Source organism: Streptomyces sp. NBC_00490 (assembly GCF_036013645.1).
GTDB classification, from domain to species: Bacteria; Actinomycetota; Actinomycetes; order Streptomycetales; family Streptomycetaceae; genus Streptomyces; species Streptomyces canus_F.
The window spans coordinates 2,632,136-2,645,969 of record NZ_CP107869.1 but is presented as its reverse complement, the minus strand read 5'-3'; the positions used below and the strand labels follow the sequence as shown (position 1 = coordinate 2,645,969).

13 protein-coding genes are annotated in these 13,834 nt (G+C 67.7%); 10 read left to right on the top strand and 3 right to left on the bottom strand.

Annotated elements, in window-relative coordinates; translation table 11 throughout:
* Window positions 1–32: 32 nt before the first annotated feature.
* Window positions 33–1,613 (top strand): ABC transporter substrate-binding protein, encoded by a 1,581-nt coding sequence (locus OG381_RS11845; RefSeq protein WP_327716063.1) that lies wholly within the window; start codon window positions 33–35, stop codon window positions 1,611–1,613.
* A gap of 74 nt (window positions 1,614–1,687) precedes the next feature.
* Here the strand turns inward: OG381_RS11845 and OG381_RS11840 are convergent, their stop codons facing one another.
* Together OG381_RS11840 and OG381_RS11835 are read right to left on the bottom strand one after the other, a co-directional pair.
* Window positions 1,688–2,359: a response regulator gene (locus OG381_RS11840; RefSeq protein ID WP_046263744.1), complete on the bottom strand. Its 672-nt coding sequence runs from the start codon at window positions 2,357–2,359 to the stop codon at window positions 1,688–1,690.
* 15 nt (window positions 2,360–2,374) lie between these two features.
* A complete protein-coding gene (locus tag OG381_RS11835) occupies window positions 2,375–3,358 on the bottom strand; it encodes a RecB family exonuclease (RefSeq protein WP_327716062.1) in 984 nt (327 codons plus the stop codon).
* Window positions 3,359–3,532: 174 nt separating this feature from the next.
* On the opposite strand from OG381_RS11835, the gene OG381_RS11830 reads away from it, so the two are divergent.
* From OG381_RS11830 to OG381_RS11820, 3 genes are all read left to right on the top strand, one after another.
* A complete protein-coding gene (locus OG381_RS11830) occupies window positions 3,533–5,140 on the top strand; it encodes a site-2 protease family protein (protein ID WP_327716061.1) in 1,608 nt (535 codons plus the stop codon).
* Window positions 5,141–5,186: 46 nt separating this feature from the next.
* Entirely contained in the window at window positions 5,187–6,089 is a 903-nt protein-coding gene (locus tag OG381_RS11825; protein WP_327716060.1) for a tRNA (adenine-N1)-methyltransferase, read from the top strand.
* Between the two features lie 213 nt (window positions 6,090–6,302).
* Window positions 6,303–6,881, top strand: coding sequence for a hypothetical protein (locus OG381_RS11820; protein ID WP_327716059.1), 579 nt, complete (start codon window positions 6,303–6,305; stop codon window positions 6,879–6,881).
* Between the two features lie 24 nt (window positions 6,882–6,905).
* Here the strand turns inward: OG381_RS11820 and OG381_RS11815 are convergent, their stop codons facing one another.
* The gene (locus tag OG381_RS11815) at window positions 6,906–7,211 is read right to left on the bottom strand and encodes a ferredoxin (RefSeq protein ID WP_046261812.1); all 306 of its coding nucleotides are present in this window, start codon (window positions 7,209–7,211) and stop codon (window positions 6,906–6,908) included.
* Between the two features lie 434 nt (window positions 7,212–7,645).
* On the opposite strand from OG381_RS11815, the gene arc reads away from it, so the two are divergent.
* The 6 genes from arc to prcA all read left to right on the top strand — a co-directional run bounded on the left by arc (window position 7,646) and on the right by prcA (window position 13,827).
* Complete coding sequence (arc, locus tag OG381_RS11810) at window positions 7,646–9,412, top strand: proteasome ATPase (protein ID WP_307032994.1); 1,767 nt, start codon at window positions 7,646–7,648, stop codon at window positions 9,410–9,412.
* Between the two features lie 245 nt (window positions 9,413–9,657).
* Complete coding sequence (dop, locus tag OG381_RS11805; protein ID WP_351686644.1) at window positions 9,658–11,169, top strand: depupylase/deamidase Dop; 1,512 nt, start codon at window positions 9,658–9,660, stop codon at window positions 11,167–11,169.
* Between the two features lie 188 nt (window positions 11,170–11,357).
* On the top strand, window positions 11,358–11,576 hold the full coding sequence (locus tag OG381_RS11800) for a ubiquitin-like protein Pup (RefSeq protein ID WP_327716058.1): 219 nt from the start codon (window positions 11,358–11,360) through the stop codon (window positions 11,574–11,576).
* A 49-nt stretch (window positions 11,577–11,625) separates the two neighbouring features.
* Window positions 11,626–12,231: an endonuclease VII domain-containing protein gene (locus OG381_RS11795; RefSeq protein WP_327716057.1), complete on the top strand. Its 606-nt coding sequence runs from the start codon at window positions 11,626–11,628 to the stop codon at window positions 12,229–12,231.
* Window positions 12,183–13,028 carry a proteasome subunit beta gene (gene prcB, locus OG381_RS11790; protein ID WP_307032996.1) on the top strand — a complete coding sequence of 282 codons (846 nt, stop codon included), beginning with the start codon at window positions 12,183–12,185 and terminating at the stop codon, window positions 13,026–13,028. Before OG381_RS11795 ends, prcB begins: the two co-directional genes overlap by 49 nt.
* A gap of 61 nt (window positions 13,029–13,089) precedes the next feature.
* Complete coding sequence (gene prcA / locus OG381_RS11785) at window positions 13,090–13,827, top strand: proteasome subunit alpha (protein WP_046261817.1); 738 nt, start codon at window positions 13,090–13,092, stop codon at window positions 13,825–13,827.
* Window positions 13,828–13,834: the final 7 nt, after the last annotated feature.

Genomic DNA, 13,834 nt, shown 5'->3' with positions numbered 1-13,834 from the left:
GGATTCGCCAACCGACGACAAGGCATCCGCAAGTGAACATGCGTAACCAGTGGCCGGTCCTGCCGATGCTGGCGGGGCTGGCCTCCGGCCTGCTGACCGGCTGCGGTACGGAGAACGGGGGCTCGGGGAGCGACGGCTCCAGCGTGGTGATGGGGATGTCGGACGACGTCCTGGCCACCGACCCCGCCTCCGGCTACGACCCCGGATCCTGGCTGTTGTTCAACAACGTCTTCCAGTCGCTGCTGAGCTTCCCCAAGGGCGGCACGGAGCCCGAGCCCGAGGCCGCGGAGAGCTGCGAGTTCAGCGACACCGGGACCACGGTCTACACATGCACGCTCAAGGACGGCCTGCAGTTCAGCAACGGTGACTCCCTCACCTCGGAGGACGTGAAGTTCTCCTTCGACCGCCTGCTGAAGATCAACGACGACGCCGGTCCCGCGATCATGTTCCCCATGCTCGAAAAGGTCGAGACGCCGGACGAGAAGACGGTCGTCTTCAAGCTGAACACGCCCGACGCCACCTTTCCGAGCAAGATCGCCTCCGGTGCCGGTTCCATCGTCGACCACCAGCAGTACGACGCCGACGGACTGCGCAAGGACGGCGAGGCGGTCGGCTCCGGCCCCTACAAGCTGGACTCCTTCGGCGACGACGAGGCCGTCTTCTCCGTCAACGAGAACTACAAGGGCACCGCCGACGTGCAGAACTCCGGCGTCACCCTGAAGTTCTTCCACGGCAAACAGGACGAGCTCAAGCAGGCCCTGATCGACAACAAGATCGACATCGCCTACCGAGGCCTCAGCGCGAGCGACATCGCCGACATCGAGGCCGCCGGAACCGACGCGGGCGTCGAACTCGTCGACGGCACCAGCGCCGAGGTCCAGCACCTGGTCTTCAACATGAACGACCCGGTCGCCGGACAGCTCGGCGTCCGCAAGGCGATCGCCTACCTGCTCGACCGCGACGCCCTCATGACCGAGGTCTACCAGGGCACCGCCACCTCGCTGTACTCGATCATCCCGGCCGGTATCGCGGGCCACAACACGGCCTTCTTCGACACCTACGGCGCCAACCCGTCCAAGACCAAGGCCGCCGCGGCCCTGAACGCCGACGGCATCACCGGCAAGGTCAAACTGACCCTCTGGTCCACCCCCACCCGCTACGGCCCGGCCACCGACCAGGAACTCAAGGCGATCGCCGGACAGCTCAACAAGAGCGGCCTGTTCGACGCCGACGTCAAGTCCGTCGACTTCGAGCAGTACGAGAAGGACATCGCCGACGGCAAGTACGGCGTCTACGTCAAGGGCTGGGTGCCCGACTACCCGGACCCCGACAACTTCACGGCCCCCTTCTTCGGCAAGGGCAACGTGCTGGCCAACAACTACGACAACAAAACGATCACCGGCGCCCTCATCCCGCGCACAGCCGCCCAGAGCGACCGCGCCGCGACCGACAACGACTACGGCCGCCTCCAGGACCTGGTCGCCGAGGAGCTCCCGGTCCTCCCGCTCTGGCAGGCCAAGCAGTACGCGGTCGTCCGCGACAACGTCTACGGCCTGGAGTACTGCCTCGACGCCTCGACGGTCTTCCGCTTCTGGGAGATCAGCAAGGGCTGACACCGGACCTCCGGACACGACGAAGGGCGCCTCTTCTCGCCAAGAGGCGCCCTCAGCCGTTCTACGACGTGCTCCTACTGCGCGCCGGGGCGCACCAGACCGCTCTCGTACGCGTACACCGCCGCCTGCACCCGGTCGCGCAGCCCCAGCTTGGTGAGGACGTGACCCACATGCGTCTTCACCGTGGTCTCGCTCACGAACAGGTCCGCGGCGATCTCGGCATTGGACAGCCCACGCGCCACCAGCTTCAGCACCTCGACCTCACGGTCGGTGAGCGTGTGCAAGGTGTCCGGGACGGGGTCGTCGCCCGAGGGCAGATGCGTGGCGTACTTGTCGAGCAGCCGGCGCGTGATGCTCGGCGCGAGCATCGCCTCACCGGCGGCGACCACCCGGATCGCCTGCACCAGCTCGTTGGCCGGGGCGTCCTTGAGCAGAAAGCCGCTGGCCCCCGCCCGGAGCGCCTCCACCACGTACTCGTCGAGATCGAAAGTGGTCAGCACCAACACCTTCGCCGGGCCGTCCCGCCCGGGTCCGGTGATCTGCCGGGTCGCCTCCACACCGTCCATCCGCGGCATGCGGATGTCCATCAGGACCACATCGGGCTGCAAGGCCCGCACCTGGTCGAGCGCCTGGAGCCCGTCACCGGCCTCGCCGACCACAGCGATGTCCTGCTCGGCCTCCAGGATCATCCGGAAGCCGGTGCGCAGCAGCGGCTGGTCGTCGACCAGTAGGACGCGGATGGCCACGTAAGTCTCCTTCGCCTAGTCCGGGCCCATTCTGCCCTGTGAGCCGTCACCGGACTCGGCCGCCCTCACCGCCAGCGGATACGGCGGGGGAGTGCCACCGAACTCCGGGCAGTGGGCCTGGTGATCGCACCAGCCGCACAGCTTGGTGGGCCGGGGGCGCCAGTCACCCGTCTCCGTCGCCTCCCGGATCGCCTCCCACAGCGCGAGCAGCTTGCGCTCGACACGCTCCAGGTCGGCGAGGACCGGGTCGTACGTCAACACGTCACCACTGCCGAGGTAGACGAGCTGAAGACGGCGCGGGATCACGTTCTTCAGCCGCCAGACCACCAGGGCGTAGAACTTCATCTGGAACAGAGCACCCTCGGCGTACTCCGGCCTGGGCGCCTTGCCGGTCTTGTAGTCGACGATGCGGACATCCCCCGTCGGCGCCACATCCACCCGGTCGATGATCCCGCGCAGCTTCAGCCCCGAGTCCAGCACGGCCTCCACGAACAGCTCACGCTCGGCCGGCTCCAGCCGCGTCGGGTCCTCCAGACCGAACCACCGCTCCACGAGCTGCTCGGCCTCACCCAGCCACCGCGCCAGCCGCTCACCCTCCGGATCGTCCGCGAACAGCTCCACGACCTCCGGCCGGGTCTCCCGCAGCCGGTCCCACTGACCCGGGATGAGCGACTTGGCCCGCGGCGGCGTCCGCTCCGCCGCCGGGGCGTCGAAGAGCCGCTCGAGGACCGCATGCACCAACGTGCCCCGCGTCGCCGCCTCGCTCGGCTTCTCCGGCAGCCGGTCGATCACCCGGAACCGGTACAGCAGCGGGCACTGCATGAAGTCACTGGCACGCGAGGGCGACAGCGACGCGGGCGCTATGGCGACACGCGCCTCGACGACGGCCGCCGTGCCCGCCGCCTCCCGCGTCGTCGCCTGCTCGTCCGGGACCGGCGGAACCACTTCCGCGATCCCGCCGCCGGGGGTGTCGGCCGCGCCCTCTGTGCTCGTCTCCATGACCCCAGACCTTACGGCCCACCACTGACAGTGACCCAGTCGCGCCCGAGACGCCCGCGACAACAGAGAAAACAGAGGGGGTGCCGAGGCGGAACGCGTGACGACCGCCGCATACCATCGACCCGAGACCCTTCCGCCGGCAGGCGCGGAAGACGCTTCGAACGAGGGGAAACCGTGGACGAGAGCGGCGGGAGCGGGCACCCGCGGTCCGGCAACGACGAGCCGGCCCACCACCACGCAGGCCCTGCGGCCCCCACTGCCGACCCCGAACACCCCGACGCGGACGCCCCCGAGCAGGGCACCAAGGCCGCCGCTGCCGCCGTCCGCTCCGAGGAAGACACCGCGGACACGCCGAAGCACGACAGCGAGACCGCGGAGACCGCCGCGACGACACCCTCCGCAAAGGCTCCCGCCTCACGCGAGGACACCACGCCCGACGAGGCGGAACGGCCCTCCACCGACGCCACCCCGCCGCAGCACACCCCGGAGCACCCCGCCGCCGACGGAGACGGCACGGAAAGAGCCCCCGAGGACCCCCACGCCCCTCCCGCCGACGCCCCCCACACCCACCCCGACCGCACCCTCGCCCACTCCGGCACCGCCAAGGGCCGCCCGCCCCGCCGCCAGAAGGACCCCGGCGGCGGACTCCTCATGGGACGCCCCTTCGGCGTACCCGTGTACGTCGCACCCAGCTGGTTCCTCGTCGCCGCCCTCATCACCTGGGTCTTCGGCGGCCAACTGGACCGCGTCCTGCCCGAACTCGGAGCCGCCCGCTACCTCGTATCACTCTTCTTCGCGGTCGCCTTCTACGCCTCCGTGCTCGTGCACGAACTCGCCCACACCGTCGCCGCCCTCCGCTTCAAACTGCCCGTACGCCGCATCCAGCTCCAGTTCTTCGGCGGCGTCTCCGAGATCGAGAAAGAAGCCGAGACCCCGGGCCGGGAATTCGTCCTGGCCTTCGTCGGCCCCCTCCTCTCCCTCGTCCTCGCCGGCCTCTTCTACCTCGCCATGCAGCCCGTGGAACCCGGCACCGTCCCCGGCGTCCTGCTGGCCGGCCTGATGATCTCCAACCTCATCGTGGCCGGCTTCAACCTCCTGCCCGGCCTGCCCCTCGACGGCGGCCGCATGCTCCGCGCGGTCGTCTGGAAGATCACCGGCAAACCCATGAGCGGCACCATCGCCGCCGCCTGGGTCGGCCGCGCCCTCGCCGTCTGCGTCCTCATCGGCCTCCCCCTGCTCACCCAGTCCGGGGCACTCGGCTCCAACGCCGAGGACAACGTCGGCATGGACACCGTGATGGACGCCCTGCTCGCCGCCATCCTCGCCGCGATCATCTGGACCGGCGCCGGCAACAGCCTCCGCATGGCCCGCCTGCGCGAACACCTCCCCGAACTGCGCGCCCGCAACCTCACCCGCCGCGCCGTCCCCGTCGAGACCAATACCCCCCTCTCGGAAGCCCTGCGCCGCGCCAACGAAGCCGGCGCCCGCGCCCTCGTCGTCGTCGACGCCGACGGCGAACCCCTCTCCCTCGTCCGCGAGGCCGCCATCGTCGGCGTCCCCGAACACCGCCGCCCCTGGGTCGCCGTCAGCGGCCTCGCCCAAGACCTCACCGACGGCATGCGCGTCTCCGTCGAACTCGCCGGCGAAGACCTCCTGGACACCCTGCGCGCCACCCCCGCCACCGAATACCTGGTGGTCGAGGAGACCGGAGAGATCTACGGCGTCCTGTCCGCCGCCGACGTCGAGCGCGCCTTCGTCAAGGCCATGGCCCGCCCCAGCTGAACTCCCCGTGGTCGGCGCCCCCCACAAACCCCGGTAGTCTGTTCACATGTCCGAACCGACCGGTGCCGCCCGCAGGCGCGGGCCCTTCAAGGTCGGGGACCAGGTTCAGCTGACCGACCCCAAGGGCCGCCACTACACGTTCACGCTCGAGGCCGGGAAGAACTTCCACACCCACAAGGGTTCCTTCCCCCACGACGAACTGATCGGTGCTCCCGAGGGCAGCGTTGTCCGCACCACCGGGAACGTCGCCTACCTCGCGCTGCGCCCCCTGCTCCCCGACTACGTCCTGTCCATGCCCCGCGGGGCAGCCGTCGTCTACCCGAAGGACGCGGGGCAGATCCTCGCCTTCGCCGACATCTTCCCCGGCGCACGCGTCGTCGAAGCCGGCGTCGGCTCCGGCTCGCTCAGCAGCTTCCTGCTGCGCGCCATCGGCGACCAGGGCATGCTGCACAGCTACGAGCGCCGCGAGGACTTCGCCGAGATCGCCCAACAGAACGTCGAGCGCTACTTCGGCGGCCCGCACCCCGCCTGGCAGCTCACCGTCGGCGACCTCCAGGACAACCTGTCCGACACCGACGTCGACCGCGTCATCCTCGACATGCTCGCCCCCTGGGAATGCCTCGAGGCCGTCTCCAAGGCACTCGTCCCCGGCGGCATCCTGTGCTGCTACGTGGCGACCACCACGCAGCTTGCCCGGACCGTCGAATCCATCCGCGAGATCGGCTGCTTCAACGAGCCGACCTCCTGGGAGACGATGATCCGCAACTGGCATGTCGAAGGCCTGGCCGTCCGCCCGGACCACCGGATGATCGGCCACACCGGCTTCCTCCTCACCGCCCGCCGCCTCGCCGACGGCGTCGAGCCGCCCATGCGCCGCCGCCGCCCCGCAAAGGGCGCCTACGGCGAGGACTACACCGGTCCGAACGCCGACGGCGGCTCCGGCCGCTGAGGCGGCCCCCAGCCCCACACAACGCAACCGCGCCGTGGCCGAGTTCCCGACAGCCGTCCGGAACTCGGCCACGGCGCTTTTTCCTTGACACCGCACCAGAAAACGCAAGGCCGCGAGCCGACAAGCACCGACCCCGCCGTTCCGCCACGCCGAGCCTTGTGGCAGCATGCTGGCCACCCCCACCGGCACCAGCCCTCTCGGGAGTCACCCTCAGTGCAGCAATCCGCGGTCCCGGAACTCGCTCACACCCACACCCGCCCCATCCACTGGGTCGCCACCGCCACAGCAGTCGCCGGCGTCATAGCCCTCTCCTCGGTACTCCAACCGAATCCGGCCACCGCCGCCCAGGCCGCCGGCCCCCAGTCACACAGCGCCCCCGCCACCGTCACCGCCCCCGACCCCGCCCACATCGACTTCCCGATCGAATGCGGCCCGGTCAAGGCACTCGTGATGAAGAAAGCCACCGGCGACCTCGACGGCGACGGCAGGCCCGAAACCGTGGCAGTCGTCCACTGCGACGCCCCCATGGGCACCCCACCCGACGGCGTCTACGTCCTCACCCAGGCCGCCGACGCCACAACCCCCCGCGTCGTGGCGACCCTCGTGAACCCCAAGGACCGCGTCACCGTCAACACCCTCACGGTCTCCGACGCGACGGTCACCGCCGACATGGTCGGCTACTCCTCGGACTCCGTACCCAGTTGCTGCCCCGACGTCACCACGAGCGCCAAGTGGCAGTGGAAGAACGGCACCTTCCTCCGCTCCACACCCGCAGGCGCCCACAGCGTCTGATACGCACGAGGGGCACCCGACGACTCAGTCCGCCTCGGGCCCGTACACCTCGACCAGATCCGACACCCGGCGCACATGAATGCACTCGCCGGGACACTCCTTGGCCGAGTCCACCACGTCGGTCAGCAACGGCAGCGGCACCGGCGTCGTCGCGCCCTTTGCTTGCAGCAGCTCGTCGCCCGCGCCCTTCACATAGGCCAGACCATCGATGTCCAGCTCGAACACCTCGGGCGCGTACTGCGCACAGATGCCGTCGCCGGTACAGAGATCCTGATCGATCCAGACCTCGAGAGCCTCACCGTCGGCCACAGCTTCCTGCTGCACGCTCATGTCTCCTGCCCCATCGGGTGCTGAACACCCACGACCCTACCCCCGGCCACCCGCGCCCGACGGCCCCGCCAAAGGCGCCCCGGACCGTGACACGCCCCGCCCGTCCGTACACGCTCCGTCAACGAACTCAAGACGCGATCGAGCCGGACCGCAGCCCCGCTGGAGCCCGCCGCGGACGCCCGAGCCCCAGTTCCACGGGCCCCCGACCGGCGACGCTGTGGGCAACTCCAGCCCACCGTGGAAGATTTCGAGCACTCCGACCTTGGAACAGTCCGCTTCTGAAGCACGTTCACTGGGTATCCACACGGCGTAGAGGGATGGCGCAGGGTGACCGACGACACACCTTGACACTCATAGTGATCTAGGGGTTTCAATCGACACCCACCCAGGTAGGGTCTGGAAGCGTCCAGCTCCCCTTGGAGGAGGTGAGGACCGTGGCAGCCCACGACGACGACATGAACCGCGGCATCCGCCCGGGACGAGGGTCCGACGACCCGGCCGGGCAGATTGCCTACCTTGAGCAGGAGATCGCCGTCCTGCGACGCAAGCTCGCCGACTCTCCGCGGCACACGAGAATTCTCGAAGAGCGGATCGTCGAACTGCAGACCAATCTGGCCGGCGTGTCCGCCCAGAACGAACGACTCGCCAACACGCTCCGCGAGGCCCGCGACCAGATCGTGGCCCTCAAGGAAGAAGTCGACCGGCTCGCACAGCCCCCGGCCGGCTTCGGAGTCTTCCTGCAGGCCAACGAGGACGGCACCGCCGACATCTTCACCGGAGGACGCAAACTCCGCGTGAACGTCAGCCCCAGCGTCGAACTCGAAGAACTCCGGCGCGGCCAGGAACTGATGCTCAACGAAGCACTCAACGTGGTCGAGGCCATGGAGTTCGAGAGCGTCGGCGACATCGTCACCCTCAAGGAAATCCTCGAGGACGGCGAACGCGCACTCGTGCAGGGACACACCGACGAGGAAAGGGTGGTCCGGCTCGCCGAGCCACTCCTGGACGTAGTCATCCGCCCCGGCGACGCCCTGCTCCTCGAACCCCGATCCGGATACGTCTACGAAGTCGTTCCCAAGAGCGAGGTCGAGGAACTCGTCCTCGAAGAGGTCCCCGACATCGGCTACGAGCAGATCGGCGGTCTCGGCGGCCAGATCGAGGCCATCCGCGACGCGGTCGAGCTCCCGTACCTCTACCCCGACCTGTTCAAGGAGCACGAACTGCGGCCGCCCAAGGGCGTGCTGCTCTACGGGCCCCCCGGATGCGGCAAGACACTCATCGCCAAAGCCGTCGCCAACTCGCTGGCCAAGAAGGTCGCCGAAGTCACCGGCCAAGCCACCGGCAAGAGCTTCTTCCTCAACATCAAGGGCCCCGAACTCCTCAACAAGTACGTCGGCGAGACCGAGCGGCAAATCCGCCTCGTCTTCCAGCGCGCACGTGAGAAGGCCTCCGAGGGCACCCCCGTCATCGTCTTCTTCGACGAGATGGAATCCCTCTTCCGCACCCGCGGCTCCGGTGTCAGCTCGGACGTGGAGAACACCATCGTCCCCCAGCTGCTCGCCGAGATCGACGGCGTGGAAGGCCTGCAGAACGTGGTCGTGATCGGCGCCTCCAACCGCGAGGACATGATCGACCCCGCCATCCTGCGCCCCGGCCGCCTGGACGTGAAGATCAAGATCGAGCGTCCCGACGCCGAGGCCGCCAAGGACATCTTCGGCAAGTACCTGACCGAACGCCTCCCGCTGCACTCCGACGACGTCGGCGAGCACGGCGGCAACCGGACCACCACGGTCCAGAGCATGATCCAGACCGCCGTGGAACACATGTACGCCGAATCCGAGGAAAACCGCTTCCTGGAAGTCACCTACGCCAACGGCGACAAGGAAGTCCTCTACTTCAAGGACTTCAACTCCGGCGCCATGATCGAGAACATCGTGGGCCGCGCCAAGAAAATGGCGATCAAGGACTTCCTCGACCACAACGCCAAGGGCCTTCGCGTCTCCCACCTCCTCCAGGCCTGCGTGGACGAGTTCAAGGAGAACGAGGACCTGCCCAACACCACCAACCCGGACGACTGGGCCCGGATCTCCGGAAAGAAGGGCGAACGGATCGTCTACATCCGTACCCTCATCACCGGAAAGCAGGGTGCCGACACCGGACGCTCCATCGACACGGTGGCCAACACCGGTCAGTACCTGTAAAAGCAGGGCGGCTGCGGGTGCCCTCACCGGGTACCCGCAGCCGACTGTTTTTCAGGCAACTAACCGGAACAAGAGGCGTGCAAGGCAATGACGCAAATGATCTCCCCACCAGCGCAAAGCCGTTCTAGGCTCTTCGGTACCGCCGAGTCGCGCAGTGCGGGGACGGGCACCGCACACGCACCGGAGCGCCAGCGGTACTTGAGCGCCGCCCCCGACCGAGGGCGCCGCCGGGCAAGGAGGGCCGCATGACTGTACGGCGAGTAATGGGCATCGAGACGGAGTACGGGATCTCCGTCCCCGGCCACCCCAACGCCAATGCCATGCTCACCTCGTCCCAGATCGTCAACGCCTACGCGGCGGCGATGCACCGGGCCCGACGGGCCCGCTGGGACTTCGAGGAGGAGAACCCGCTGCGGGACGCGCGGGGCTTCGACCTCGCCCGCGAAACCGCCGACTCCAGCCAGCTCACCGACGAGGACATCGGCCTCGCCAACGTCATCCTCACCAACGGCGCACGCCTGTACGTCGACCACGCACACCCCGAGTACAGCGCCCCCGAGGTCACCAACCCACGCGACGCAGTCCTCTGGGACAAAGCCGGCGAACGCATCATGGCCGAAGCCGCCGAACGCGCGGCCCAGCTCCCCGGCGCCCAGCCGATCCACCTCTACAAGAACAACACCGACAACAAGGGCGCCTCCTACGGCACACACGAGAACTACCTGATGAAGCGGGAAACCCCCTTCTCGGACATCGTGCGCCACCTCACGCCCTTCTTCGTCTCCCGCCAGGTCTTCGCCGGAGCCGGCCGCGTCGGCATCGGCCAGGACGGCCACGAACACGGCTTCCAGATCAGCCAGCGCGCCGACTACTTCGAGGTCGAGGTCGGCCTCGAGACCACCCTCAAGCGCCCCATCATCAACACCCGCGACGAGCCGCACGCGGACGCCGAGAAGTACCGCCGCCTCCACGTGATCATCGGCGACGCGAACCTCTCGGAGATCTCCACCTACCTCAAGCTCGGTACGACCGCCCTGGTCCTGTCCATGATCGAGGACGGCTTCATCGCCGTCGACCTGGCCGTGGACCAGCCCGTACGCACCCTCCACCAGGTCTCCCACGACCCGACACTCCAGCGCCTGGTCACCCTCCGCAGCGGCCGCACACTCACCGCGGTCCAACTGCAGATGGAGTACTTCGAGCTGTCCCGCAAGTACGTGGAGGAGCGCTTCGGCGCGGACGCCGACGAACAGACCAAGGACGTCCTGGCCCGCTGGGAGGACACTCTCAACCGGCTCGAGAACGACCCCATGAGCCTCGCGGGCGAACTGGACTGGGTCGCCAAGCGCGAGCTCATGGAGGGCTACCGGCGCCGCGACGACCTCGACTGGGACGCCGCCAAGCTCCACCTCCTCGACCTCCAGTACGCCGACGTACGGGCCGAGAAGGGCCTCTACAACCGTCTCGCCGCCCGCGGCAGGATCAAGCGCCTCCTGGACGAGTCCGACGTCGAGCGGGCCCGTACGAAGCCGCCGGAGGACACCCGCGCGTACTTCCGGGGCCGCTGCCTCGAGCAGTACGCCGACGACGTCGCCGCGGCCTCCTGGGACTCGGTGATCTTCGACCTGCCGGGGCGGGACTCTCTGCAGCGCGTTCCAACCCTGGAACCGCTTCGCGGAACGCGTAATCACGTCAAGGAGCTCCTGGACCGCTGTCGCACCGCGGAAGACCTGGTCAGGGTCCTGTCCGGCGGCTGAGCGGGTACCCGGAACGAGACCTCCGGACAGGGTGGAAATCCCGACGTCCGGGAATCATCGAGATGGCCCCCGTACGTTGAGGAAACTGCGGGGCCGATGTCAGACCGGGCTTGTAGGGTCTGATCATCACCGATCGGCGGATAGCCGACCTGGCGACCATGTCGGGCGAAACGAGCGGGGTGAGGGTTATGTCAACCAAGGACACCGGCGGCGGCCAGCAGAAGGCCACACGCTCCACCGAGGAAGTCGAGGAGGCGGCGCCGGAGGCGGCAGCCACCGACGACCTCAAGGAGCGCCAGGAAAAGCTGAGCGACGACGTCGACTCGGTTCTGGACGAAATCGATGACGTACTCGAGGAGAACGCAGAGGATTTCGTGAGGTCCTTCGTGCAAAAAGGTGGAGAGTAACGGTCGTCTGGCCACTTTGCCTTCGATCTGAAGGTGGCGGGGGGTCAGGGTGGTTGACGAGCCGAACTCGAAGCAGTGCAGGAAGTGCCAGCGCAATCTGTCGCTTGCTGCGTTCGCGCGGGACAGGAATCGGCGGGACGGCCTCCAGGTGCACTGCCGGGAGTGCGTGGCGCAGTACGGCGCCGCGCACTATCGGCGGCGCCAGGAGGCCAAGGGGAAGAAGGTCCGGGAGAAGGTTCTCGTCCCTTCAGGGCACAAGCGGTGCCCGCAGTGCGAAGGGGTGAAGCCGCACTCCGAGTGGGAGCGGAACAAGACCTCATCGGACGGCTGGGCGAGTTACTGCCGAGAGTGTCGGGCGGAGCGCAACCGGATCAGCTACTTCAGGCGCAAGTACGGACTTGCTCCGCATCAGTTGGACTTGTTGATCGCGGAGCAACAAGGTATCTGCTGCATATGTCTTGCTGCTCCCGCCGAACATGTGGATCACTGCCATGAGACGGGTAGGGTCCGAGGCGTACTGTGCTTCAGCTGCAACGCGGCGCTGGGGCAGTTCAAGGATCGGCCCGACGTCATAAGGCGGGCTGCAACGTATGTGGAAGGAATCGCGTGGAAGCCAACACTCGTAGCACCGGGCGTCTACCAGCTGCCTTCCTGACGCCTGGGTCCGCCTCCTTCATGGACTTCCTGTCCGCGCATCAGCCGGAGATGCTGCCGGGCAACCGCCAACTGCCGCCGACCCAGGGCGTGATCGAGGCGCCGCACGGCACCACGATCGTCGGCGTGACCTTCCCCGGCGGGGTCGTGCTGGCCGGTGACCGGCGGGCGACGATGGGCAATGTCATCGCGCAGCGGGACATCGAGAAGGTGTTCCCGGCGGACGAGTACTCGGCCGTCGGTATCGCCGGCACCGCTGGTCTGGCCGTGGAGATGGTGAAGCTGTTCCAGCTGGAGCTGGAGCACTTCGAGAAGGTCGAGGGGGCGCAGCTCTCGCTGGAGGGCAAGGCGAACCGGCTGTCGACCATGATCCGTTCCAACCTCGGTATGGCGATGCAGGGTCTGGCCGTGGTGCCGCTGTTCGCGGGGTATGACGTGGACCGTGGCAGGGGTCGTATTTTCTCCTACGACGTCACGGGTGGTCGTTCCGAGGAGCACAACTTCGCTGCCACCGGTTCGGGCTCGGTCTTCGCCCGGGGTGCGATGAAGAAGTTCTTCCATGACGGTCTGTCCGAGGCCGAGGCCACGATGCTGGTGGTGCAGGCCTTGTACGACGCGGCTGACGACGATTCGGCGACCGGTGGTCCCGATGTCGCGCGCCGGATCTATCCGATCGTCACCGTGATCACCGAGGACGGTTTCCGCCGGCTGACGGACGAGGAGTCCTCCGAGATCGCCCGTTCGATCCTGGAGCGGCGTCTGGAGCAGCCTGACGGTCCGCGGGCCGCGCTGCTGTAGCGGCGGATCAGGTGCTTGCAAGGTGATCGCAGTGACTTCGACAGAAAGGGACGGATAACCGGTGTCGACGCCGTTCTATGTCTCACCCCAGCAGGCGATGGCCGACCGGGCGGAGTACGCCCGTAAGGGCATCGCTCGCGGTCGCAGCCTGGTCGTGCTGCAGTATGCCGACGGCATTGTCTTCGTCGGTGAGAACCCGTCCCGTGCGCTGCACAAGTTCAGCGAGATCTATGACCGGATCGGTTTCGCGGCGGCTGGTAAGTACAACGAGTACGAGAATCTGCGGATCGGTGGTGTGCGCTACGCGGATCTGCGTGGCTATACCTATGACCGTGATGACGTGACTGCTCGTGGTCTCGCGAATGTCTATGCCCAGACGTTGGGCACGATCTTCTCCAGTGCGGCCGAGAAGCCGTACGAGGTGGAGCTGGTCGTGGCCGAGGTGGGGGAGACGCCCGAGGGTGATCAGATCTATCGGCTGCCGCATGACGGTTCGATCGTGGACGAGCATGGCTCGGTCGCGGTGGGTGGCAATGCCGAGCAGATCAGTGGGTACCTCGATCAGCGTCATCAGGACGGCATGAGTCTCGCCGAGGCTCTGAAGCTGGCCGTGCAGGCTTTGTCCCGGGACACCAACGGCACGGAGCGGGAGATTCCCGCCGAGCGTCTGGAGGTGGCGGTGCTGGACCGTACGCGTCCGCAGCAGCGTAAGTTCAAGCGCATTGTGGGCCGTCAGCTCGACCGGCTTCTGGAGGCGGGTGGCGCGGCCACGGAGGCGGAGAGCTCCGAGGAGGAGTAGTCCGGCG